Raw genomic sequence first — 25,383 nt, forward strand, 5'->3', positions numbered from 1 at the left:
TGTTTACTGCTTATAGGCCTCGGTCTTCGCCGAAAGTTGTACTACTTCAAACAGGCGAGGTAACGTTTGATCGTTTCCTCTAATCCTAAATATAGTGCATCGGAGATAAGTGCATGGCCTATGCTTACTTCCAACAATTCCGGAATATGCTGATTGAAATATTGCAGATTGTTGAGGTCCAGATCATGGCCTGCATTGAGTCCTAATCCAACTTCACGCGCCTTTAAGGCTGCTTTGAAATAGGGCTTTATAGCAGTTTCTTTATCGAAACCATACTCCGTTGCAAATCCTTCTGTATAAAGTTCAATACGATCTGTTCCTGTTTCTGCGGCAGCTTCTACCATTTCTTCGACAGGATCAACAAAAATAGAAACACGTATCCCGGCATCTTTGAACAATTTGCACATATCTTGTAGGTAAGCTTTGTTCTTAATGGTATCCCAGCCATGATTGGAGGTCAATTGACCTTCGGTATCAGGTACTAACGTAACCTGTGCTGGTTTATTGGCCAATACAAGGTCTATAAATTTCTGCTCCTGGCAGTTTCCTTCAATATTCAGCTCAGTCTGAATTGCTGCTTTTAAGTCAAATACATCCTGATAGCGGATATGTCTTTCATCAGGTCTGGGGTGAACAGTGATACCCTGAGCACCAAAACGTTCACAGGCTAATGCTGCTGAGACTAGATTAGGATTATTCCCACCTCTAGAATTTCTGAGCGTTGCGATTTTATTGATATTTACTGAAAGTCTAGTCATTTTGCTGTATGTTGTGTTGTAAAAATACGAATAATATCTATTTTTTTTTAACTTGCATGTATGGATGGAATCGACTATAGCCTATTTAGCGGCTTTCGCCTCTTGGACGTTATCGATATTATATTGGTAGCGATTATTATCTACTATATTTATAGTTTGATTAGGGGTACCATTGCTGTTAATATCCTAATTGGTGTCGCATTGTTTTATGGCGTTTATATTGTCGTCAAGCAGATGCATATGCGTTTGCTGACAGAAATATTCGGCGGTTTTATATCGGTGGGTTCGATTGCGTTGATTGTCGTATTCCAGCAGGAAATCAGGCGGTTTTTGCTGCATGTTGGGAAGAATATATCGATGAAGCGAAAAAAGGTTTTTTGGTCGTTTATCGGGAATAAGAAGGCTATACAAAAGGATTTGACGGATGATTTAAGACCTGTAATTGAAGCCTGTAGAAGTATGTCGCGTACGCGCACCGGGGCATTGTTGGTTTTTTCAAAATATTTTGATGAGGAGTATTACCAGAGTAGTGGTGAATATATCGATGCTCATATTTCCAAACGTTTGATTGAAAGTATTTTTCATAAAAATAGTCCCTTGCATGATGGTGCGGTCGTTATTGTCGATTTTAAGATTATGACAGCATCATGTGTATTGCCTTTGTCGGATAGTGAGGATCTGCCCTTGCAATTTGGATTAAGGCATCGCGCGGCAATTGGAGTAACGGAAGTCTCCGACGCTATTGCTGTTATTGTTTCAGAAGAGACTGGCGAGATCTCTTTTGCGAAAGATGGAAATGTCAATATGAACGTTTCGCCGGAAGAACTTGAGCAGCTACTGAAAGATGAGTTGTAAAAAGTGATCATTGAATGCAATGCCCCAAAAAGTTAGTTGCTTTTTGGGGCATTGTTATGTATAGACCGCTATTTTTTCGCAGCATTGATCACTTGTGTATTCAACTTGATGTACTCAGCATTCTTGTCAGCTGTGGCCACTTCAAGACCTTTCGTGGCAGTTTCCACCGCTCCTTTTTTATCTCCTGCTTTCAATTGAGCTTTTGCTTTCCAATAAAGAACATGTGCAGCTTTGGGTTGGGCTTTAGCAGCTTCATCGAACCAGTTTAAAGCTTTATTCAGATCCAAATTATTAGTAAAGTAATATTGAGCGGCTGCAAAATATGGTTTTTTCTCCCCTTTCATAGCCTCATCGATTGAAGCTAATATTTTATCCTGCTGGTTTACTTTAAGGGCAATTTTTACAGCAGTTTTTTCCCAAGCCAAACTTAAAACCGCATCCGTTGGCGTAACATTGTCAAAAGCGATGGTAAAAGTTTCCACCGGATTGGCTAATGTCTGTGGTTTAACATTGAAGCGTAAAGCGTCTTCGGTTTGTTTATACGTGTATGCGCCCCATTGTTTTGTGTTTTTACTGATGATGATGGTCCACTCCGATTTGTTTGGGATAGTAAAAAGCGAATAGGTTCCTGCTGAAAGCTTATTGCCATTTAATGTAACATCTCCTTCAAAAGTTAATGTGGTATTGGTATTTGCTCCTGTACGCCACACCTGATTATAAGGGACGAGATCACCAAAGATCTTACGTCCATTCATACTTGGTCTGCTATAGTTTAGTGTTACATTTTCAATACCTAATCCTTGTGTAATCGTTTGTGAGCTGCTGGCTGCAGGAAGCTTAATTTGAGCAAAAGATTCTCCAGCCGTAAACATCATGGTTGCGGCAATGGCAATTGCAAAAAGATTTTTTTTCATCTGTATCATTGTTTGTTTTGTTGTCTACGCGTTTTGAACAGTTTCACGCCTCTATCTATCTTCTAAAAATAGGAAGAATTTCACAGAAAAAGGGCATCTATTTTTAGATGCCCTTTCGCTAGTTGCACTAAGGTGTTCTATTAAGCGTTTTCTTTTCCAATTTTATGCCCTTTAGTGGCAAAAAATAAGATATACAGGTAGGCCGGAACCATCGCAAAGAGAAACGCATGTTGGAAGTCAACATGTAAAGTGTCCTTTAAATAACCATATATCAAAGGCCAGATTGCTCCTCCGGCAATACCCATAATCATAATGCCTGATCCTGTTTTCGTAAAGCGTCCTAGTCCTTTTATACCCAGTGGGAAAATTGCTGGCCACATCAATGCATTCGCGACACCCAATAGGGCCACAAAGATATAAGACGTCAGTCCTGTAGAAAATGCTGAAATTGCCGTGAATGTTATTCCAACAATTGTACAGATACGTAAAGCGGTTTGCTGCGATACAAACCTCGGAATAGAGATAATACCAATGAAATAGCCAACTAGCATACATACTAGTGTAAACGTAGTGCCATACTTAACAAAAAATGGCGGCAGAGATAATAATCTCCCATAAGTTCCGATGATGTCGCCTGCCATTACTTCTACTGCAACGCAGAAGAAAATAGCGAGAAATCCTAAAAATAGATGTGGAAACTGAAAGATACTTGTCTTTTTAGTACTTGTGACAGCAGCGTCATCTGTTGCTTCTTCTTCCTTATTGACATCAACTTCGGGCATTTTTACAACAAATACGACAATCGCTAAAATCGCAACACCGATAGCCACTCCAATGTAGGGTCCATGAAGCCTTTCAGATAATTCCGCTAACAGTGCATCGTGTTCTGCACCTGCTTTGAGTTCTTTGATTCTACTGGAAATGCTGTCGTAATCTTTTAATAGGATGCTCCCCAAGACTACTGGAACAATCATGCCAGCTGTTTTATTGAAAATCCCTACGATGGAGATCCTTTGGGCGGCACTTTCTATGGGGCCGATTATACTTAAATAAGGGTTAATCGCTGTCTGTAAAAGCGCCATGCCTGAAGCTTGCACAAATATAGCAACCAAGAAGAGTTGGTAGCTCAGGTTTGATGCGGCAGGAATAATGATAAGGGCGCCTAAAATAATTAACACCAGACTGGCCACTAATCCATTTTTGAAGCCTGTTTTCCCTAAAATCCATGAACTGGGTAATGCGAGAAAAAAATAGGCAATATACGACGCGAACAGAATTAAAAATGCTTGTGTGTCGGTCTCTAAATTAAATGCTAAGCGTACAAAAGGGATCAATGCGCCATTGGCCCAAGTGATATATCCAAGAATAAAAAATAATGCACAGCAAATGAGCATAGGGACTATTGCTGTTTTACCCGAATTAGGATTAGTGGTCATTTTTTTAATTATATTTAGTTAAGTTATCGTTCACGCAGTAGAAATCTGTCGAAAAAGTAGCGTTAAGCAATCGATTGCATGCTATTTTGTTGATTTTTAAACTATCCAACGTACAAGACTACTTAAATTTATTGAATATAGGAAATAAATAAAGGCATATTTTTGCGCGGTTTTGGGAATTAATTCGTAGAAAAAAAGGAGGATAAATTGTAATTTATCCTCCTTTAAATTTTAATCTGACAGATTAAAATTTGATGGTTTTGGAATTCGAGTTGCCAAAAGCCCTATAAATTGTATTATTTTGGAACGATCGCTACTGTAAGTCTGGAAATACAATTTAATTTATTGAACCGGTCATACATCTTTATTTCCCAGATATGTGTGGAACGGCCAATATGTATTGGACTGCATTTCGCTGTAATTATTCCGCTGCTTACGGGACGTATATGGTTTGCGTTCACTTCAAGTCCAACGCCGCGATATTTATCTGGATCAACCACCAGGTTAGAGGCAATGCTGCCTAGAGACTCTGCCAGGACTACCGAGGCTCCACCATGTAATATTCCGTGCGGTTGCTTGACTTTATCCGTTACAGGCATAGTCGCTGTAATGGTGTTGTCATTTATTTCTGTCGCTTGAATTTCCAGGAGACCTGACAGGTATTTGTTAAAAAATACATTTATTTCCTCAATGCTGTAATGCTGAAACCAAATTTTTGACATCGTCTGAGTTTAAGTAACGTTCTTGGATAATAATGCGGTGATGATTGAGGTGTCCCGCAATAACATATAACAGTGCCTTTACACTTGTGAGTCGCTCAGATGCCATTCCTTTACGCTCCAATTCAGCGTCATTGAAACTGTTGAAAAGCATCATATTGGCTTTGCGAAGAAAGGTGAATTCTTTGCTCAAGCTTTCTAACGTACGATCATTATAGCGTGAATACTGGATGAGGTAGTCTTGGTCATAACCGGCTAGCTCCTTCAGGTCATTACGGGAGAAGCGCAACGCACGATAGGCCATGATTCGTTCATTATCGATGACGTGGCCAACGACTTCTTTGATGGTCCATTTATCCTCGGCGTATTTAAAATTGCCTCTTTCCTCAGGAATCGTGTCCAGAAATGCTGGAAAGGAGAGCGTTTGTTCTTCAAGTGCATCAAACACGTTATCGACGACAGTCTCAATATATGGCGCATAGACTGCTGGATATTCGTCAGATTTGAGTGGCTTCATATTTTAAATTGCTTTTTAAGATTATTCGAAATGTTGTTCCTTTACCTAATTCAGATTCTTTTACAAAAATTTGTCCTTGGTGATACCGTACCATTCTTTTTGTCAGACTAAGCCCAAGCCCCCAGCCTCTCTTTCTTGTTGTGAAGCCCGGCTGGAAAACTGATTCAAAATTAGATCTCGGAATTCCTTTGCCCGTATCGCTAATGTCTATAAAAATTTCATCTTTCGCAATATTTTCTGAAATATTAACAGTTATCTTTCCTTCTGTACCAATGGCATTTACTCCATTTTTCAATAAATTTTCTATAATCCAGTCGAAGAGCGGAATATTGAGCTTTGCTTCAAGATGTTTGTCTCCTTTTAATTCGAAAGTAATTTTATTGCTAGTCCGTATACGGAAATAATCCATGTAATTTTTAATGACCTCGTAGAGGTTGTGATTGGTCAGTACGGGAGTAGACCCTATTTTTGAAAAGCGGTCAGCGACGATTTCAAGCCGCTTTATGTCGTTTTCCATTTCATTTAGGGTATCATCTTCTTCGGCATCAAATTTTATACGAATCAGTTCTAGCCAACCCATCAACGACGAAATGGGGGTGCCCAATTGATGGGCAGCTTCTTTGGTGAGGCCTACCCAAACAAGATTTTGTTCAGATTTTCGGATAGAGTTGAAAACGGTATACGCAATGATCAGGAAGAGCGCAATGAGCGATAGTTGTACGTACGGAAACACCCTTAGCTGTTGCAAAAACCAAGAATCCTTGTAGTATACATGCCATTTTTGCCCGTTCTCTAATTCCAGAGTAATGGGGGGATGGCTTTTTTTCATAAATGCCAGCTGTTTCTGAAAATAAGCCGGGTCGTAATTTAGATGCTTTGTAACACTGTCGTTTTGTCCGGGCTTAATATTGGTCTTCGTAGAATCGAGGTTCCGCCAAAAAATGATATCTTCTTTATCGTCAGTAATAATCGCTGGTAAATTTAAGCTGTCTCTCACAGCGTAAATAAATGTAATGAACTCATCATCTACGTCGGGCATGGTCATGATATTTTTAGTACTCATGGCCCATACCTCGGCCTTTGAACGTTCGGCGTGAGCAAGATTTCGAACGAGGTAATTGGTGTACACCAAGGAGGCAACAGCAATGACTGCAGCAAAGATGAGCAAGATAAATTTCCAGCGTTGCTGGCTAATCTGATAGGGTTTCATGATTCCGTATTCGTGTCCTTCATCGCAAATTACTGAATAAATGTCTGTTTTCTGCACTTTTATTTCATTGAAGAAGTGGTCGTAGCGCCCAAATCAAAAATTTTGTGGTAATTTTGCTTCATGAGTTCAGAAAGAAAAGTAAGAGTGCGTTTTGCACCAAGCCCTACAGGTGGTCTTCACCTTGGTGGGGTACGTACAGCTTTGTTTAATTTTCTCTATGCGCGTCAGCATCAGGGAGATTTTATTTTACGTGTCGAGGATACGGATCAAACTCGTTTTGTCCCAGGTGCTGAAGAATATATCAACGAATGTTTAGCATGGTGTGGTCTGACCCCTGATGAAAGTCCGTTAAAAGGGGGGAAATATGGGCCTTACCGTCAAAGTGAGCGAAAACCATCTTACCGCAAATATGCTGAGCAGTTGATCGCAAATGGGTATGCTTATTATGCCTTTGATACTGCTGAAGAGCTAGATGAACAGCGTAAATTACAGCCTAACTTCCGGTATAGCCACGAAAACAGACTTCAATTGCGCAATTCGTTGAGCCTATCTGAGACTGAAACTCAACAACTGTTGGATGCGGGAACTCCGCATACCATTCGTATAAAAATTCCTACAGATGACACGGTAACATTCACGGATATGATCCGAGGTAAGGTTGCTTTTGATACAAATCTTGTTGATGATAAGGTATTGCTTAAAGCTGATGGTATGCCCACTTATCACCTGGCCGTTGTTGTCGATGATAAAACCATGGATATTTCGCATGTATTCCGTGGCGAAGAGTGGTTGCCTTCGGCACCTATCCATATCTTGTTGTGGGAATACCTTGGGTGGAGCGATAGCATGCCGAGCTGGGCACATCTTCCTCTAATCCTCAAGCCCGATGGAAATGGTAAATTAAGTAAACGCGATGGCGATCGTTTGGGATTCCCTGTTTACGCGATGAACTGGACCGATGCGAACTCTGGCGATACAACAAAAGGTTTTCGTGAGATGGGTTTCTTGCCGGAGGCTTTCGTCAATATGCTTGGGGTGTTAGGCTGGAATGATGGAACTGAACAGGAACTTTTTTCTTTAGATGAATTGATCCAGAAATTCGGCGTTGACCGTATCAGTAAAGCTGGGGCGAAATTTGATTTTGAAAAAGCAAAATGGTTTAACCATGAATGGATCAAACGATCTTCAACAGAGTCGTTGTTACCGCAGATCAAAACAGTTTTGGAACATCATCAAGTAGCGGCTGATGATACTTATGTGAGTAAGGTATTGGATGCGGTAAAAGAGCGCCTGACCTTTGTGGAAGATTTTTGGAGCCAAGCGTCGTTTTTCTTCCTGCAACCTGCAGAATATGATTTAAATGCAGTAAAGCCTAAATGGTCTGCGGAAAAAACTGCATTTTTTGAAAGTATAAATCAATCATTCGAAGGATTTGATACATGGAACGCTGCCGATTTGGAACCTTTCTTTAAAGATGCTATTCAGGCGTCTGGAATGAAGATGGGCGAACTGATGATGCCTTTCCGTATTATGCTAGTCGGGGGGAAATTTGGCCCAGATGTATTTCAGATTGTTGAATTACTTGGTAAAAACGAGGTCATAGCACGTGTGAAAAAAGCACTTCAAGAATTCGATGCTTAAATAAATTAAGTACGAGATACCAAAAAGGGGTTGTTTGCTTGCTGCAAACAACCCCTTTTTTCTGAACAAGTCTGCGCTTTGATTCGTATTTTTTCAACGGGATCAACGCACTTGCGATGCTCGGTTTATTGAGAAATTTTTATTTTTATTGGCTTCAACAAACTTGTTGCACTTGGTTGTTGGCCAGAAGAATCTTCAATTCGCCTTCATCGCTTTGATGCTTACCAAATCATGTGCATTTTATGAGAAGGTGTAACCATTTCCTTTACAAGTATGGTATCCGAAGGCGCATGAAAAGTGTTTTGACTGGGCCGAATAAAAAGATTAGTCCGGTAACAAGTATTCCCAACATGCCTAGATAAGTAAATATTTCCATATTACTGATTAGCGATGCTTGCTGACTTAGGTTTCCAGAAAGACTTTTACCTGCAATAATGCTTGCTAGCTGATCGCCATATGGCCCAATATATTTCTCCGTTAACGTATTCCAATAGTTTATTGTCTGCGGATTGCTTGTATTGAGCGTTTGTTCGAGTTGAATATAATGCTTCTGATTGAGTGTATAGCTGGCATTTTGCATAAGGGCAAATCCGATATTGGTACTCCAAAAACGAACTGTTGTACCCATAAGTCCTGCATTGCCTACATGATGAGACTCGACACCTGTTAAGATATAAATGACCAATGGTGTGAAAAGCCAGCCTTGTCCGATTCCCTGGATGAACAAGGGGAGGCCGATAGTACCGATTGTCGTATCGGGATAAAAGGTGGGTACAAATAGAAAACAGGAAGCTGCTAATATCAAAAAGCCAAAACCAAAGATATATTTAGGGGATACATCGCGTAGGAGTAAGAAACCTGAACTGCCAACACCAAGCATCGTGCCGAGGACATTGATGTACTGTACATCAATAATATAATGCCAGGGCCATTTCCATACGGTCGCCATCACGGTATACACATTGTTCAGGCAGCTGCGAATAATATAAAAGAGAAAGAATAGGATAACTCCGAAGATAACATTTTTGTATCTCAAGATTTCAAAGTGAAAAAGAGGTCTTTTGACCATGCTTTGTTTAATCACAAAGAGTGCCCCAAAAATAAGGGCAAGAGCAAAGTTGATGGTAATATTGGCGTGTTCAAACCAATAGTATTTACGACCATAAATTAAAACGTAGGCACCGCAGCTTAATGAGAGCAGTAGAAATAGACAACTTGCCAGATCTAATTGATAGAGAGGAAATTTTTTACTCAAGCGATTATTGTTAAGTAACAGTAAAGCTATTGCGATCACAATCAAATGCCAATAGAGCACCACGTGGATCATATCTTGCCATCCATAATCCATAATACTTTCTTTGAGCAAAGAGGTCGTTAAGGTTGAACCCGTAAGCATAAAGGTATATAGAAAAAAATAAGCGATTGTCCGGCTCTTGGCATGCTTAATCTGCATCATGAGCAATGGAAGAAAGCAAGCTCCTTCCAGTACACAGAAAATACCTTCGACCACGCGCAGGATGCCAATAAGAAATGGATCTCTTGTCAGCGAAATGCCTAGTAGGATCAGGATGGAGAGGCTGCAGGTCAAGAGGATATATGTCCTTACCCTAAAAAAAGAAAACAGCCGCTGAAATATAAGTAAAGCAACGACAATGGCCCCGTACATCAAGGATAGAAAATACTGAATATCTTCGGCTTCAATATCCAGCGCCGACGCGGTAAATGCCGTATTGGAATGGAAGAGCGACATTAACATGAGATGTGGGAACATCGCTAATATCATTAGCGGGAGTTTTATCCATTCGGGCACCCAGCTATAGTATAAAGATTTGTCTGTACTCATGGGTAATTAGGATTGATGGGCGGCATGGATGACCACATTCATACCGGCACGTAATTTCCTTAGATCCTGTTGGGGGTCAAATACAATTTTAATGGGGATCCGTTGTTCAATCTTCACGAAATTGCCGGTTGCATTGTCTTGTGGTATCACGGCAAATTTGGAACCTGATGCTGGAGAAAAAGAATGGATCTTTCCTTTAAAACGAAGTTTAGGAAAGGCATCGACCTGTATAGTGACTACAGTGCCTTCTGTCAGGTCCTCGAGCTGAGTTTCTCTAAAATTTGCGTTGATCCATTTTTCTTCGCTTATGACATTGGCTAGCGTCTGACCTTCCTTTACAAATTGCCCCGGTTGGATAGTGCGTTTACCAACAAAACCGTCGTAGGGAGCAGTTACTACGGTATAGGAGAGAAAAAGCTGTGCATTTGTTTTTGCGGCCTTTTTGATATTGATGTTCGCTCTAGCAGGTAATTCGTTTGCTTTTTCTTTGCTGGTGTTCAGTTGAGCTGAATTATATTCTTCGGTGATGGTATGCAATTGTGCCAATGCTATATCGTATGCTGCTTTGGCATTATCGTATTGCTGTTTGGTAGAAGCCTCTGCTTCAAATAAATTTTTGAATCGATTGTAGTCCTGTTGAGTTTGCCATACACTTACTTTTGCTGCTTCTAATCTTGCCTTTTGAACCGAAATGCTATTGGCCGTCGCATGGGCTGTTTTGCTGATTACCTCTGCATTTCGCTGACTACTTTGGAGTTCGGCATTTGCCATATCCACCTTGGTTTGATACTCACTAGCATCTATAATTAATAGGGTGTCGCCCCGATGTACATATTGGTTTTCTTCAAATCGTACTTCCTTTATAAAACCAGAAATCCTACTGGCAACAGGTGTCACGTATTGATCAATTTGCGCATCATTTGTCGTTACATATTGATTGGTAAAAATGAGGTGTCTGACTAATACTCCTATACCGATCAATAATAATAGGCTCGCAAATATGACGAGCACTTTATTAAATCCTTTTGTTTTTTCTCTTTTATCTTCTTTATTCATTTTTGTTTAATTGCGCGTTGTTCAACTCAAAAAGTCTCAGGGCCTATATCCCAGTTCAGCTTGTAATCTGTTTGAAATAGCAGTTTTTCATTTTATGTAAACTGGATTGCTCGGAGTACCAACACACTTCGTCGTGGCGCTTGGGAATAAGGCTGCACAAAGATACTGTAGGATAGAAATGTTTTGTTTTGTATAGTCGGACGAATATTTGTTTATATGCGCCATATTGTATAAAAAGTGTAATTTTAGATTATGGGAGAGGATAAACTTGCAGCCATCGATGCTGACCAATATGATTTTTATGTAGATCACATGTATGTCGATCGCATTGATCCTCGTGAGTATAAACATAGAAAGGCACGCCTGCTTTATGCTGACGGTGGTATTATTCATGTATTTACAGCAACAAAGCACTGGTATTTGCCGGCAAGATTTTATATGTGGATCCCGGCAAATACAATTTATCATCTAGAAAGTACAAGCTCCCGTATCCCGTTGTACAGTTTTTACTTTAAGGAAAGGCAGGGTATGCCGTCCGTGCTTTCAGTGCCGAATATATTTCTAAGCAATGATCTGATGCGTGAAATGTTTTTATTTGCTCAGGATTGGAGCGGAGGGGTGAGCAAAAGAACCGAATATTCAAAATACTGTCTCTTGCGTGCGATGATGGCCATTATTCCAGATACGAGCCCACCAGTAGATGCTTTCCCAATGCAACATCCCTATCCTAAGAGTGAAAAACTCCGAAGTGTGGCTAGATATTTAAACAGCAATATCGATCAGGCATTTACCATTGAACAGATTGCGGCGCGTTTTGGAATGAGTAGCCGCTCGTTGTCCAGACTTTTCAAAGAAGATATGGGTATCAGTTATATTCGATTTTTAAGAGCCATACGAATTGCAAAAGCCCTGGAACTGATGTCCGAAAATAAGTATTCCATCCTTGAAATCGCTATGCGCGTAGGGTACAATGAGCTCTCTTCTTTTAGCAATATTTTTACACGTGTAACGGGTATCCGTCCCTCGATATATATGGCGAAGATTAATGCATATAAACAGTAGGGTTTTGATTTAGGCTAAAAGTTCCTGTAGGTCTTCCTGAGATAGCGATTTGATAAAGCTCTCTTCTGTGGTAATCAGACTTTGTGCAATTGATTTCTTTTTATTCTGTAAGGCTAATATCTTTTCTTCGACGGTATCTTTACTGATGAATTTGTAGATAAACACATTTCGCGTTTGACCGATGCGGTGTGAACGGTCGACGGCCTGTTGTTCCACAGCTGGATTCCACCACGGATCCAGAATAAAGACATAATCTGCTTCAATCAGATTGAGTCCCACACCACCTGCTTTTATCGATATGAGGAAAAGCTTAGTGTCATTGTTTTTACGAAATTGGCTGACGGCTTCATCCCGATTTTTTGTGCCACCATCCAGGTAGGCATAATTTATCCCTTTATGATCAAAATACTGACGGAAGATATTAAGCTGTTTTACGAACTGCGAGAAAATCAGTACTTTGTTGCCTCTTCGCATAACCATTTCAAGCGTTTCAATGACAGCTTCGAACTTACCTGAATCGCCCAAGAATTTGTCATCGACCATTTTAGGGTGGTTGGCTAATTGTCGGAGTTTGGTTAATCCCTGCAGTAGCGCAATTTGGGTAGATTTTGGCTTGTTGTCCAATTGCCCGTCAAGGATTGCATTGCGATATTCAGATTTAACTTTTTCGTAAAGTTCGGATTGTTTTTCCGTCATTTCACAGTAGAGCACCTGTTCTGTCTTTGGTGGTAATTCTGTTGCCACCTGATCTTTTGTACGTCTTAATATAAATGGTTTGACGATCGCTTGAAGACGTTGTGCTTTTTCTTCGTCTTTTTTCTTTTCTATGGGCTGCACAAATTCTTTTTGGAAATAGGTATAGCTGCCCAATAGTCCCGGGTTGGTGAAGTGCATCTGTGCCCAAAGATCCGAAACGGAATTTTCAACGGGAGTTCCGCTTAAGGCCAACTTGTTTTTGCTTTTTAAGCTTTTGATCGCTTTAAACGATTTGGATGTCGGATTTTTGATATTCTGGCTTTCATCTAAGATGATGTAATTAAAATAAAAGCTGCTCAAGGTCTCTTCATCAATACGGGCAATGCCGTAGGTGGTGATTATCAAATCATATTTGGAGAATAGTGAGGCATCTTTAATACGGTTATTCCCGGTATGAAGGTGAATATTAAGCTGTGGCGCGAATTGATGTGCTTCTTTTTGCCAGTTATATACTAATGAAGTCGGTAAGACCAAAAGCGAAGTACGTACATCCTGTTCATTCTGAAGCAGTTCTTTTTGTTGCTGCAATAAGGCTAATGTTTGTATGGTTTTACCTAAGCCCATATCATCCGCAAGACAGCCTCCAAACTTATACTGCTTTAGAAAATTAAACCAATTGTATCCTGCCTTTTGGTATGGGCGAAGATTTCCTTTGAAATGTTTTGGTTCGGGAATATCTGCAATTTCTTCGAAGTTGGCCAGATTTTGAAGTTTTCGGGTAAATACCAGTTGCGTATGTTCGCTAATTTCAAAGAGTAGGCCTATATGTACCTTATTTAATTTAAGTTCATGGCGATCTGCAGAAAATTGAAATAAATGATTGTACTGTGCAAACCATTCTTCGGGAATCATGGCAATTTCTCCATTCGGTAAAGTAAATTCCTTAATGTTATTGAGGATATGATTGCGCAGCTGAATAAATGGGATTTCGTAAGGTCCAAATTTTGCGATAGCACTGATATCAAACCAATCATTGTCTTCTTCAATGGAGATATCCAGCGAGGTCTGTCCTATGAAGAAGCACTTTTCTTCATTATTTTGTACAATTTGAAAGCCAAGTTTCTCCAGTTGTTCTTGGTGATTATTTATCCAGTCAAATATGGAAAGTCGTTTTCCAGCGGCTATCACTGGTGTCAATAAACCGAGTTGAAGGTCAAAATCCTGTAGCCCCAGCTTTTTTAAGTTTTCATGCTGTTGTTCTTCCCATTGCAAAGATCGTTTGACACGGTGGAAAATATAACGATCGTCTTCCTCCTGATAGACCATGCGGACAGTAACTTTATTTTCGGCACCAGCTGTAAAGATATGTTTACCGTACTTAAATTGCAGTTGAAGTTGTGAAGCTCCATCTTCGATATAAATCAAACGGAGAATTGGAATTGCTTGATGCTGATGGGTTTGGATGTCGAATCCTTCGGCATAAACATGATAGCGTTCTATCAAGCCACAGACAAAGGTTTCAAAATATTTTTTTTCAGTGCTCCTACCGACAGAAATATAGCGTTTATTCAAGAAGGGGCTAAGCTTTTTCCCTTCAAGGGTCTGATCGAAATAATAAAGGGTATTATTTAAAAGTAGCCATGCTTGTACATTGGTCAGCACGATAGCATTTTTGAACATGAACTCCAAACGCTGATTTTCGTATTTGATGGTCGGGAAATAGCGTGTTTCTTCTTCGTTTCGACGGAAATGAAAAAGTATCGAGGCGGCAGATGTGGCCAGTTTAATTTCTTGATCTGCAGGATACCCATCTTTGCTCATCATAAAGAATGGTTTGTCTCCAACAGTTTCAAAAAATTGAATCATTTTTTCATCTATTTTAGGACGAAGGAGTTCATAAAGCTTTTTATCAAAAACTTTGGAAAAGAAATCTACAGGTCTGATCGCTTTTTTGTAGTATTTTTTGATGAGGTGTGTTTGTTCGATTTCATCAAGCAGTCGAATGAGTTTGTAATCTACTTCATCTAATTCGGCGGCGTAGGCACCGACAGTGTTACTAAATATGCGTTGATATCGGAGTGAGTAAGTCCCATTGGGATTGAGTTGGACCATGTGTGGCTCAATGAGATAGCCGAGATAAGGGTGCTCACATATGGAATAAACGATTTTATATACTGGGAATGAGTTTGACTGTTGCATTAAAAATAGCGGACCTTATAAATAAAGGTATCTAATATACAATAAAATATACCATTACTCGCAATTTGCCTGATGAAATTTTAAAAATTGGCGTGCTTGGATTGAAGATTCTGGAAGCGATTAGTGTTGATTGCCTGTAGCAACCTAATAGTTTCCATTGAAGACAAACTGCGCCGGTCCTTTTAAGAACACCTTTGTAAAATGCTGACCATTTTTATGGAAGGAGATGTAAAGCTGCCCTCCTAATACGCGGATAGGAATATTGATATCGCCTGTGAGATTCTGCTTTAGGGCGACGGCCATGGCTGCTGCAGTAGCACCAGTGCCACAGGCATAGGTTTCATCTTCGACACCGCGTTCAAAAGTACGCAGGAAATAACCGTCTCTTTCTGCTTCGATGAAATTTACATTGATGCCATCTTTTCCATATGTCGCATTATTACGAATGGCGTAGCCGTCTTGATAGACATTTTTATGCGCGAGATTTTCTACAAATTCAACATAGTGTGGAGAACCTGTTTGTAACAGGTAGGCGTCTCCATCACGGGCAAAATCTTGCACGTCGATCATTTGGAGATTGACAAGATCTGCAGATAAAGATGCATGGTGTATACCGTCTACTGCCAAAAAGACAGTTTTGTCAGTAATAATGCCAAGGTCGCGAGCAAAGGCCACAATACAACGGCCTCCATTACCACACATGCTTCCTTCTCTACCGTCTGCATTAAAGTAAACCATCTCAAAATCGTAATTTTCGTTCTGCTGTAAGAGCATCAGCCCGTCAGCACCAATACCAAATCGGCGGTCACATAGCTTCGCTACTAATGCTTCGTCTGCTCTGTCAAATGCATTTTGGCGATTGTCTACTAAGATGAAATCATTGCCTGCTCCTTGGTATTTAGAGAATCTTACTTTTGTTGCCATTCTGTTGATTTTTAGTAACAAAAGTACGTTTTTTTGTTACAAAAAAACCTTCTAAAGTTAAGATTTGTTAAAATGGTTGTATTTGTCTAGTAATTAACATTTTTTAACGTGTCGGATTTTCCGAAGGTTTCGAAATGGTATTACATTTGAACATATCCGAATAAAATCGGTAATTTTAAGAGCAAAAGTTATCAGCTTATATTAAGACATTTTAAAATAGAAATAAGTTTATGAATAAGGTCGGTTTAACGCTATTAACAGCTGTTTTCGGTGGAGCGGTAGCATTAGGAGGTTACAAGCTTATTGAGAATAAGAAGTTTGATGGTATGTCTTTCGAAGACAAACAAAAGGTTTATTTTGCAAATAATCCAACAGGAGTGATGTCCTCTACAGGTAACCCTGATTTTACGCAGGCTGCTGCTGCGGTGTCACCGGGTGTTGTACATATTAAAACCACATATAGCCGTAAGGGATCACAACAATCGCAGGGTTCTCCGTTTGACATGTTTGAAGAGTTTTTTGGCATGCCACAGGGGGGCGGGCGACGTCAAATGCAGTCGCAACCTGTACAAGCATCTGGGTCAGGTGTAATTATCTCAGATGATGGTTATATCGTAACCAACAACCATGTGGTGGAAGATGCAGACAAGATTGAAGTTGTATTAACAGATAAGCGAACATTTGAAGCTAAATTGATCGGACGTGACCCAAATACCGACCTAGCTTTATTGAAGGTATCGGGCAAGGGGCTTCCCGTTGTTAAATTAGGTAACTCAGATAATGTCAATGTTGGTGAATGGGTATTGGCTTTTGGCTATCCACTTGGACTTCAGTCTACAGTGACTGCAGGTATCATTAGTGCGAAAGGGCGTCAGATTGGGATTTTAAGTGAAGGCCAGCAACAACAGCGTGGTAACCCATTTGGAGGTGGACAAGACCAAATTCCTGTCAGTTCAGCGATCGAATCTTTTATTCAGACAGATGCGGTAATTAATAGGGGGAATAGTGGTGGTGCTTTAACAAATGCTTCGGGTGAATTGATCGGTATTAATTCCGCTATTGCTTCTCCAACAGGTACCTATGCGGGTTATGGTTTTGCGATTCCGGTCAATTTGGTAAAGAAGATTGTTGATGATTTTGTTGAATACGGTAATGTAAAACGTGGTTACATAGGTGTGACTTATACTGAAATAACACCAGAATTGGCGAAAGAAAAAGGTTTTTCAGATGTTAATGGTCTTTATGTTCAGGATGTCGTAGCTGGCGGTGCTGCGGAGGCCGCAGGTATCAAGAAAGGTGATATACTGACCAAAATTAATGGAAAAGTGATTACAGGTTCACCTGTTTTAAGTGAAACTATAGGTCGTGCGCGTCCTGGAGATAAGGTAAATGTTACTTACAAACGAGATGGTAAGGAAAAACAGGTTACTATGGCATTGAAAGGTGAAGATTCGTTAAAGTCTGCGAATGCTGGCGGAAAAGCTTCGAAAAGCGCAACCGAAATTTATAACAAATTAGGAGCAAGCTTTATTCCTGCGTCTGCACAGAAGAAAAAGGAATTGGGTGTGAACTCCGGAGTTGTTGTCACTCAAGTGAACCGTGGAGGTATCTTCGATTACTTTGGTGTAGAGCGCGGATTAGTTATTACTGAGGTCAACGGAAAGGCCGTTAATTCAGTTGATGATGTTGAAGCCGCTTTAGGAGCAACACAACGTAATATTGTACGTTTGAAAGGTGTGTCACCTCAAGGTGGTGCTGTTCAATTGAGCTTCCCAGTAGAATATTAAGCATTGAATTAAGAATTGGTTGATTAATATAGTTTAGGTGGCTCTAGCCTTTAGGTTAGGCCACCTTTTTTTTGGCTTGGCAAAACTGCCTACGGTAAGGTTTGATTTCTTTTACAAAGGTGGAAGAAGCAACACCGTATTAAAAAAACATGGCTTGGTAAGAAGTTGGTCACTTTTAAGCGGGTTGTTTCGTTAATAATTTTAGTTTAGCTATTTTGCGGAATAAAAGTACAGAAGCAACTTGGCACTTGATAAGCTCAGACTTTTTGGACTTGCAATCTACTATATATGGTGCTATTAATGAATCGATGGGGTGGCTAGTTGATTTAATTGAGTTTTTACGGAATTAGTCGAATTCCATAGCAGTAGTGGTATTTATTGTATAGCTTTTTAAACGTTATAAAAATGAAGATTTTAATGGTTTGTTTGGGGAATATCTGTCGTTCACCCCTTGCACACGGTATATTGAAGCAAAAGGCATTGGATAAACAATTGAACTGGGTCGTTGAATCGGCTGGTACAGGTGATTGGCACATTGGTGAAGCGCCCGATCATAGGGCGATCGCAGTTGCCAAGAAATACGGTGTTGATATATCTGGTCAGCGGGCCCGGCATTTTAAACCACAGTTTTTTGCTGAATATGATCTGATATTTGTCATGGATAGACAAAATTATGAAGATGTTTGTGCTCAGGTTATAGACAAAGCCGATCTGAACAAGGTTAAATTGTTTCTAGGAGAGGATATTGTTCCTGATCCCTATTTTGATGATAATTTGTTTGATCCGGTTTTTCAAATGATTGACCAACGTTGTGCAGAGGTGATGGCTAGTTTTATTAAATCAAAAAAATGAAGGCAGCTGAAGTTAACAAGAAATGGATTATCCTGCAGGAGGAGATTGCTGCACTATTTGATATGGAAAAGCCAGACATCAAGGTGTGTTTATTCCTCATTGGTGTTCAGGAATTGGGCAAGGGAGCCCAGAAATTCTCGAAGCGGGAAAAGGAAGAGTTGATGCATATTGCCACTTGTCGTCTTTTTAGTGCGATGGGATTTTATACGCTGAAAGGTCTTGATGAGGAAGGATGGCCGCATTGGGAATTAATAAAACCAATTCCTAACTATACACTTTTGGAACAAGAACTGATTATGAAGTCTCTGATCATCGATTATTTTGAGGAATTAAATGTTATCTAGCGATCACGTCAAGAGAAAAATTAAATGTTCAAATGGGAACGTAGAACTATTAACAGATGAAATTTTTAAAAGCTAGTTTAATTGCAGTATTCTGCTTTTTACAGGTTTTGGCATTTGCGGCTAAACCTGAATTTAAATATGTACAGATCGTTACTGACAAGGGCATCTGTATTGTGCGGCTGTATAATGAAACGCCAAAACATCGAGATAACTTTGTCAAATTGGCAAAAAGCCAATATTATGATGGGACGCTGTTCCACCGCGTCATTCAGAATTTTATGATTCAAGGGGGTGATCCTGACTCAAAAAATGCGGTTGGCGGAGCTCAGTTGGGTAATGGGGGGCCTGGATACACCATTCCTGCGGAGATTCAGGATGGTTTATTTCACAAAAAAGGTGCTATCGGAGCTGCCCGGGATAATAATCCTGAAAAAGCTTCGTCGGGCTCTCAGTTTTATCTTGTTCAGGGAAAGGTATTTAGTCCTGAAGATCTCAATCGGTTGGAGCAGACCCGAATGAATGGCAAGAGATTTTCTGATACTCAACGTCAGGTATACACCACTATTGGTGGTGCGCCCCATTTAGACTGGAATTATACTGTATTTGGTGAGTTGGTCAAAGGTGTAGATGTTATCGATCAGATTGCAGCGGTAAAGACAGATCAGCATGATAGGCCAGAAACCGATCAAAAAATGACCATGCATGTACTTACGAGGCGAGAGGCATTAAACTTGGAACGTGAACTTAAAGGTTTAAAACCTCAAACGGGTATCTTTTCAAAGATTGGTGATTTATTCTCTTCAAAGGACTACTAATGTTATGTTGAAATAATATATTAGGGATTGAGAAGGTTTCTTGTTTCTATAATCTAGCATCACAATAATAAACAATGAAAATAGTAACTTATAATGTGAATGGCTTGCGTGCGGCCTTAAAGAAAGATTGGTTGGGCTGGTTGAAAGCTGTAAATGCAGATGTCATCTGTCTTCAGGAGATTAAGGCTACGCCTGATCAGATTCCCGAAGTTGCCCTACTGGAGGAAATGGGCTATGAGCATTACTGGTATCCAGCGCAAAAGAAGGGGTACAGCGGAGTTGCCTTGTTTACCAAGCTGACACCTAAGCATATTGAGTACGGTTGTGGTCATGAGGATTATGATTTTGAAGGTCGTATTATCCGTGCTGATTTTGATCAACTGTCGGTGATGAGTACCTATTTTCCTTCGGGTACAACCGGGGACGTAAGACAGGATTTTAAATACCGCTTTTTGAAGGATTTTCAGTTGTATAGCGATAAGCTTTTGGTGGAAAAGCCGAATCTGGTTGTCTGCGGTGACTATAATATTTGCCATCGTGCCATCGATATTCATAATCCAAAATCAAATGCGAACTCTTCGGGATTTCTTCCGGAAGAGCGCGAATGGATGGAGAATTTTATTAATTCAGGTTATATTGACTCTTTTCGCCATCTAAATCCAGATCCGCACCATTATACCTGGTGGAGTTATCGTGCTGGAGCGCGTGCAAAGAATTTGGGTTGGCGCATTGATTATAATATGGTTTCTAAGTCTTTGGCCGACCATATCAAATCTTCCAGTATATTGCCGGATGCTGTGCATTCCGATCATTGCCCGGTAGTATTAGAGCTAGCGCTCCAATAAAATGTTAATCATACAAAAGGCTTTCATACCCATGAAAGCCTTTTGTATGATTAACAGCAGCAGCACTGCCTTTGAATAGCTATTTTAACTGACTATGAATGATGGAAAGCTGCTGAGCAACTTTTTCTGCAATCGTCAGAAATGATTTTGTTACAGGATCTTCGTTGTCTATCGCAATGGGGAATCCATTATCTCCAGCATCAGAAATACCCTTTAATAGTGGTATCTCGCCAAGGAAAGGTACTTTATATTCTTCAGCTAACCTTTTTCCGCCGTCTTTTCCAAAAATATAATATCTATTATCAGGAAGCTCCGCTGGTGTAAAATAAGCCATATTTTCCACCACGCCCAGTAACGGAATATTGATACTATCCATTAAAAACATACCTATACCTTTGACAGCGTCAGCTAGGGCAACTTGCTGCGGAGTAGTGACGATCACTGCGCCCGCAATCGGGAAAGTTTGTGATACGGTAATATGGATGTCGCCTGTACCTGGCGGCATATCAACCACTAGATAATCGAGTTCACCCCAGTGTGCATCATTAAAGAGTTGCTTGATTGCAGAGGTGGTCATGGGGCCACGCCATGGGATAGGCTGGTTTGGGTCGGTGAAGAATCCGATTGAAAGTAATTTTAGTCCAAATTTTTCAAGCGGTTCAATCTTAACCTGGCCATCAGGCATTTCTACTGATCCGGGTTTAGCACCTTCTAGGCCAAACATAATCGGAAGTGAAGGTCCATAGATGTCAGCGTCTAAAAGTCCTGTTTTAGCTCCTTTAGCATGGAGAGCAAGCGCCAAATTGGCGGCAACAGTTGACTTTCCAACTCCACCTTTTCCTGAGGAAACCAAGATGATGTTTTTAATGCCTGAAACCTGTGCGCCTTGTTTCCCGATCACATTGGATGTCATGTTGATCTGAACTTCGAGATTTTTGTCGATGAAATGAGCGATGGCGTTTCGGCACGCGTGTTCAATATGGTCCTTAAGTGGACAAGCGGGAGTAGTTAAAATGACATCGAAAGAAATTTTTTCACCTTCGATCCCGATATTTTGAATCATATTCAATGTGACAAGATCCTTTTTCAAATCAGGCTCTTCTACATAGGATAATGCATTTAATATTTGTTCTTTGGTAACCATCTATTGTTCATTTGTAATCATGGATTACAAAACTACTCATTGCGGATCAATTTCATGTCATTTCTCTGTTTTTAATGGGATTAAAGTTACTGGATATAGGGCTGGCTTTTAGGAAAGATCGCTTTCGTGGAACATTTTCATTTTTATGTAATTAATGCGTTTGTCAATAAATTTGTCGTGCTGAAGTCACGGATAAAAGCGACCATCGTTTCCGTGAATTATAATTGTATATACAGCCAAATTTATCTAAGTTTGACTGTTGATATGCATGAGTTTGCATTTAGTAATAATTATGTCCAATCGATTTATAACATCTTTTAAGTCCCGCAAATGGCGATGGCTTTATATCTCTTTAGCTGCTATTTTGGTTTTGGCGTTTGCAGTTGGCGCGTATGCTTATCAAAAAAGAGATGCGATGCTCATGGGGGTAATCAACAAAGCAAAAGCGAAGTTGCTTGAAAAATATGATTTGGATTTGAAGATCCAGTACTATGCTTTCCGTGGAATTAATGCTGTACAGTTTAAGAATATCCAACTATTGCCTAAAAATAGAGACCAATTGGCTCAAATTAATGATCTGACAGTATCGGTAAAATTATGGCCCTTATTATTCGGGGATGTGAAGTTGGGACAGGTTATTTTAGATCACGGTACGGTTTCTCTTATAAAAAAGGATTCAATTAGTAACTACGATTTTCTGTTTAAAAAGCAGAAGAAAGACACAATAGAAAATGATAATCCGAAACAGAATCTGGCAGCTTTGGCAGATCGATTGTTGAAAAATGTGTTTTTTAAGATTCCAAATGATCTCGATCTGAAGAGCCTTGAACTTTCTTATCGTGATGACAGCACTTCACAACGTGTTGTTATTCCTTCTGCTGTGATCGATGGCGGTGATATGGAAACTAAATTTTTGTTAAACGATCATGAGGCCGCCTGGAATCTAACGGGAACAATTGATTCGGATAATCAAGAATGTGACCTCCGTCTTTTTTCTGATAAGAAGGGCGTAAATCTTCCCCTATTGCAACGCAAATTTGGTCTTGCTGTAAGTTTTGATGAAATATCCTTCCGATTGGACAAAGCACACAGAAGAAATAAGGAATTGCTGGAACTGCATGGGCAATGGGGATTTAAAAATTTAAAAGTAAATCATAGGCGTATTTCTAGTAAAGATGTGATCTTTCCTGAGGCCCAAATGCAGGGGGCTCTGAATATCGGAGCGTCTTCTCTCGAAGTAAGCAAAGAAAGTACGGTAAAGGTCAAAGATTTTGTGTTTTCTCCCTACGTTAAATATATTCACAAACCCGAGAAAGAGCTCTTTTTGGCTATTCATACGGATAAGATAGAAGCGCAACACTTTTTTGATGCTATACCAGTTGGATTGTTTCCAGGTCTGGAAGGAATTCAGGTGGAGGGGCACATTCAATATGACCTGAATTTTGCTCTTGAATTTAAGAAGCCTGAAAATCTCCTTTTCTCTTCTAAAATGGACGATAAGGATTTAAAGGTCGTGAAATGGGGAGAGGCTAATATTGCAATGTTAAACACTCCTTTCACGTATACCGCTTATGAAGATGGCAAGCCGATGCGGGAGATCGTTGTGGGCCCACAGAATCGCAATTTTACGCCTATCGATCAAATCTCCCGTTATATGCAAATTAGCTTGATCAATACCGAGGACCCATTTTTCTTTAAGCACAAGGGCTTCGAAGAGAAGGCTTTTAAATTGTCCATTGTTACAAACATCAAGGAAAAAGGATTTAAGCGTGGAGCCAGCACAATATCGATGCAGCTGGTGAAAAATGTTTTTCTAAATCGCAATAAGACGGTTGTACGGAAGCTGGAGGAAATTCTGTTGGTATGGCTGATGGAGCGCTCTCAGCAAGTGAGCAAAAAACGCATGTACGAGGTTTATCTCAATGTGATCGAATGGGGAAATAATGTCTATGGCATTACCGAAGCTGCACGCTATTATTTTGGAAAAACTCCAGCACAATTAGGCCTTGGAGAGAGTATATTTTTGTCAAGTATTGTTCCACGACCTAAAAAAGGGTTGAACTTTTTTGACTGGACAGGTCACTTAAAAGGGAATATGTTGCGGTATTTTAATACTTACGGTCATATTATGACGAAAACCGGACAGATTAGCGTGGATTCAACAACCTCAAATTATGGGTTTTATGAGGTTGTTCTGCAACCACACCTGCGTGCAGCAAGACCGGCTGTGGTGGATTCTGTCGATATATTCGATATGGGAGAAGATCCGTTGTTGTTCGATCGTCTTGATAGCAGCCCTCCTGGCGACAATCTCGAAAGTGTATCTGTTCCAAAGAAATTAAACAAAATGGATCTCACGGAAAAGAAGGACGAGGAAACCGGTGAGCAGGATAAGCCAAAGCGATCGTTATTTGACAAGATATTGGGGCGTAAAAAAGAGGAAAAAGATAAGGATGCACAAAAGTAGTGTGTGTCATGAAAGAATAATAATAGCATGAGAAACATAGAAATTGACGGATTGTTATTTGAGCCTCTCATTGAAGAGGAGCAGATTCAGAAGCGTGTTCGCCTGATGGGTATCGATATAAGTCTGCGTTATGAGCATAAACAGCCTATTTTTATAGGCGTATTGAATGGATGTTTTATGTTTATGGCAGACTTGCTCAAGCAAATTGAAGTTCCGTGCGAGATGTCATTTATTAAATTGGCATCGTACATCGGAACAGGCCAATCTGAGTTAAACGAGCTTTTAGGGCTTGGTATTGATCTGGAAGGGCGTGATGTGATAATCGTGGAAGATATTGTAGACTCTGGGCATTCACTCAAACATACGTTGGATGCGGTAAAAAAATTAAATCCAACGAGTGTCATTGCCTGTGCGCTTTTGGTGAAACCTGACGCGCTGCAATATCATTTCGAGGAATTGAATTATGTTGGGTTTGAAATAAGTAAAGAATTTGTGGTCGGGTATGGCATGGACTTTAACGGGCTAGGCCGGAATCTGCCCGATATCTATAAAAACATACCTGGTTAGAAAAAACTGGATGTTCTAAGAGTTTGAAACAAAGAAGTTTTCTTTGATTTTTAGTGCACTGCGCTATTTCACATTGCAGTGCACTGGTATTTTTTGGTGTTTATGATACTGCATCTGCAGGATATTTAAAAGAGCAAGTTTCAACATGATCATTTACCATTCCAACGGCCTGCATGTAGGCATAGCAGATGGTAGATCCAAAAAACTTAAAACCTTTTTTCTTCATATCCTTGGCGATTTTATCAGAAATATCAGTAGTAGCTGGTACGTGTTGTAAACTAGACCAATGGTTTACGATGGGCTGCTGTTCGGGTAAGAAGCTGTATAAATAGTTGTAAAAGCTGCCATGTTCGGCCTGGACTTTTTTGAAAAGCCTCGCATTTGTGATGGTTGACTCAATTTTATTGCGATGTTTTATGATCCCAGAGTCGGCGAGTAACTGTTGTACATTTTCATTATTGTAGTTTGCTACCTGATCGACATCAAAGTTAGCAAAAGCTTCTTGGTATGCCGTTCTTCGACGTAGGATAGTAATCCAGCTTAATCCCGCTTGTACTGATTCTAATACTAAAAACTCGAATAAGGTTTTATCATCTTTGACTTGTCGGCCCCATTCGTTATCGTGATAGGCAACATATTGTTCGTCAGATCCGCACCATTGGCAGCGTGTGATTTCTTTGTGCATGTTCTATGAAGATTTTTTGAATGCAATATAACTTTTTATCCTAACTT

At 40.0% G+C, this 25,383-nt stretch carries 22 protein-coding genes; 10 read left to right on the forward strand and 12 right to left on the reverse strand.

Annotation, left to right across the window (positions count from 1 at the left end; genetic code table 11):
* Positions 1–41: 41 nt before the first annotated feature.
* Positions 42–758, reverse strand: a complete 717-nt coding sequence (locus tag B3E00_RS08595; RefSeq protein WP_209578521.1) for a pyridoxine 5'-phosphate synthase — start codon at positions 756–758, stop codon at positions 42–44.
* 60 nt (positions 759–818) lie between these two features.
* On the opposite strand from B3E00_RS08595, the gene cdaA reads away from it, so the two are divergent.
* A complete protein-coding gene (gene cdaA / locus B3E00_RS08600; RefSeq protein WP_209578522.1) occupies positions 819–1,613 on the forward strand; it encodes a diadenylate cyclase CdaA in 795 nt (264 codons plus the stop codon).
* A 68-nt stretch (positions 1,614–1,681) separates the two neighbouring features.
* Here cdaA and B3E00_RS08605 read toward each other — a convergent pair whose 3' ends face one another.
* The 5 genes from B3E00_RS08605 to B3E00_RS08625 form a co-directional block, all read right to left on the reverse strand.
* A complete protein-coding gene (locus tag B3E00_RS08605; protein ID WP_209578523.1) occupies positions 1,682–2,527 on the reverse strand; it encodes a DUF2911 domain-containing protein in 846 nt (281 codons plus the stop codon).
* A 140-nt stretch (positions 2,528–2,667) separates the two neighbouring features.
* Complete coding sequence (locus B3E00_RS08610) at positions 2,668–3,963, reverse strand: sugar MFS transporter (protein WP_293884135.1); 1,296 nt, start codon at positions 3,961–3,963, stop codon at positions 2,668–2,670.
* A gap of 296 nt (positions 3,964–4,259) precedes the next feature.
* A complete protein-coding gene (locus B3E00_RS08615) occupies positions 4,260–4,685 on the reverse strand; it encodes a hotdog fold thioesterase (RefSeq protein ID WP_209578524.1) in 426 nt (141 codons plus the stop codon).
* Positions 4,651–5,199, reverse strand: a complete 549-nt coding sequence (locus B3E00_RS08620) for a DinB family protein (protein ID WP_209578525.1) — start codon at positions 5,197–5,199, stop codon at positions 4,651–4,653. The genes B3E00_RS08615 and B3E00_RS08620 overlap by 35 nt, the downstream gene beginning before the upstream one ends.
* Positions 5,180–6,409, reverse strand: coding sequence for a sensor histidine kinase (locus B3E00_RS08625; RefSeq protein WP_293884260.1), 1,230 nt, complete (start codon positions 6,407–6,409; stop codon positions 5,180–5,182). The genes B3E00_RS08620 and B3E00_RS08625 overlap by 20 nt, the downstream gene beginning before the upstream one ends.
* 120 nt (positions 6,410–6,529) lie before the next feature.
* Here B3E00_RS08625 and gltX point away from each other — a divergent pair, with 120 nt between their 5' ends.
* Positions 6,530–8,050, forward strand: coding sequence for a glutamate--tRNA ligase (gene gltX / locus B3E00_RS08630; RefSeq protein WP_293938070.1), 1,521 nt, complete (start codon positions 6,530–6,532; stop codon positions 8,048–8,050).
* Between the two features lie 265 nt (positions 8,051–8,315).
* Here the strand turns inward: gltX and B3E00_RS08635 are convergent, their stop codons facing one another.
* Entirely contained in the window at positions 8,316–9,893 is a 1,578-nt protein-coding gene (locus B3E00_RS08635; protein ID WP_293938072.1) for an MFS transporter, read from the reverse strand.
* Positions 9,894–9,899: 6 nt separating this feature from the next.
* Positions 9,900–10,949, reverse strand: coding sequence for an HlyD family secretion protein (locus tag B3E00_RS08640; protein WP_293938074.1), 1,050 nt, complete (start codon positions 10,947–10,949; stop codon positions 9,900–9,902).
* A gap of 252 nt (positions 10,950–11,201) precedes the next feature.
* Between B3E00_RS08640 and B3E00_RS08645 the strand changes: the two genes are divergently transcribed.
* A complete protein-coding gene (locus B3E00_RS08645) occupies positions 11,202–12,011 on the forward strand; it encodes an AraC family transcriptional regulator (protein WP_293938076.1) in 810 nt (269 codons plus the stop codon).
* 9 nt (positions 12,012–12,020) lie between these two features.
* Here B3E00_RS08645 and B3E00_RS08650 read toward each other — a convergent pair whose 3' ends face one another.
* Positions 12,021–14,906: a DEAD/DEAH box helicase gene (locus tag B3E00_RS08650; RefSeq protein WP_293938078.1), complete on the reverse strand. Its 2,886-nt coding sequence runs from the start codon at positions 14,904–14,906 to the stop codon at positions 12,021–12,023.
* Positions 14,907–15,050: 144 nt separating this feature from the next.
* Positions 15,051–15,830: a diaminopimelate epimerase gene (gene dapF / locus B3E00_RS08655; protein WP_293884120.1), complete on the reverse strand. Its 780-nt coding sequence runs from the start codon at positions 15,828–15,830 to the stop codon at positions 15,051–15,053.
* A 230-nt stretch (positions 15,831–16,060) separates the two neighbouring features.
* On the opposite strand from dapF, the gene B3E00_RS08660 reads away from it, so the two are divergent.
* The 5 genes from B3E00_RS08660 to B3E00_RS08680 all read left to right on the forward strand — a co-directional run bounded on the left by B3E00_RS08660 (position 16,061) and on the right by B3E00_RS08680 (position 20,473).
* The gene (locus tag B3E00_RS08660; protein ID WP_293938080.1) at positions 16,061–17,617 is read left to right on the forward strand and encodes a Do family serine endopeptidase; all 1,557 of its coding nucleotides are present in this window, start codon (positions 16,061–16,063) and stop codon (positions 17,615–17,617) included.
* Positions 17,618–18,022: 405 nt separating this feature from the next.
* The gene (locus tag B3E00_RS08665; protein WP_293938082.1) at positions 18,023–18,469 is read left to right on the forward strand and encodes a low molecular weight protein-tyrosine-phosphatase; all 447 of its coding nucleotides are present in this window, start codon (positions 18,023–18,025) and stop codon (positions 18,467–18,469) included.
* Positions 18,466–18,813 (forward strand): hypothetical protein, encoded by a 348-nt coding sequence (locus tag B3E00_RS08670; RefSeq protein WP_293884114.1) that lies wholly within the window; start codon positions 18,466–18,468, stop codon positions 18,811–18,813. Before B3E00_RS08665 ends, B3E00_RS08670 begins: the two co-directional genes overlap by 4 nt.
* Before the next feature lie 56 nt (positions 18,814–18,869).
* Complete coding sequence (locus tag B3E00_RS08675; protein ID WP_293884112.1) at positions 18,870–19,628, forward strand: peptidylprolyl isomerase; 759 nt, start codon at positions 18,870–18,872, stop codon at positions 19,626–19,628.
* 74 nt (positions 19,629–19,702) lie between these two features.
* Positions 19,703–20,473, forward strand: coding sequence for an exodeoxyribonuclease III (locus B3E00_RS08680; protein WP_293884110.1), 771 nt, complete (start codon positions 19,703–19,705; stop codon positions 20,471–20,473).
* A gap of 79 nt (positions 20,474–20,552) precedes the next feature.
* Here B3E00_RS08680 and B3E00_RS08685 read toward each other — a convergent pair whose 3' ends face one another.
* Positions 20,553–21,617, reverse strand: a complete 1,065-nt coding sequence (locus B3E00_RS08685) for an Mrp/NBP35 family ATP-binding protein (RefSeq protein WP_209578537.1) — start codon at positions 21,615–21,617, stop codon at positions 20,553–20,555.
* A gap of 292 nt (positions 21,618–21,909) precedes the next feature.
* On the opposite strand from B3E00_RS08685, the gene B3E00_RS08690 reads away from it, so the two are divergent.
* Positions 21,910–24,084 (forward strand): transglycosylase domain-containing protein, encoded by a 2,175-nt coding sequence (locus B3E00_RS08690; protein WP_293938084.1) that lies wholly within the window; start codon positions 21,910–21,912, stop codon positions 24,082–24,084.
* Between the two features lie 27 nt (positions 24,085–24,111).
* Complete coding sequence (hpt, locus tag B3E00_RS08695; protein WP_209578539.1) at positions 24,112–24,651, forward strand: hypoxanthine phosphoribosyltransferase; 540 nt, start codon at positions 24,112–24,114, stop codon at positions 24,649–24,651.
* Between the two features lie 100 nt (positions 24,652–24,751).
* Here hpt and B3E00_RS08700 read toward each other — a convergent pair whose 3' ends face one another.
* Positions 24,752–25,336, reverse strand: a complete 585-nt coding sequence (locus B3E00_RS08700; RefSeq protein ID WP_293938086.1) for a DNA-3-methyladenine glycosylase I — start codon at positions 25,334–25,336, stop codon at positions 24,752–24,754.
* Positions 25,337–25,383: the final 47 nt, after the last annotated feature.

The sequence above is a fragment of the Sphingobacterium sp. UBA5996 genome (assembly GCF_002429765.1).
In the GTDB taxonomy this organism is placed as follows: Bacteria; Bacteroidota; Bacteroidia; order Sphingobacteriales; family Sphingobacteriaceae; genus Sphingobacterium.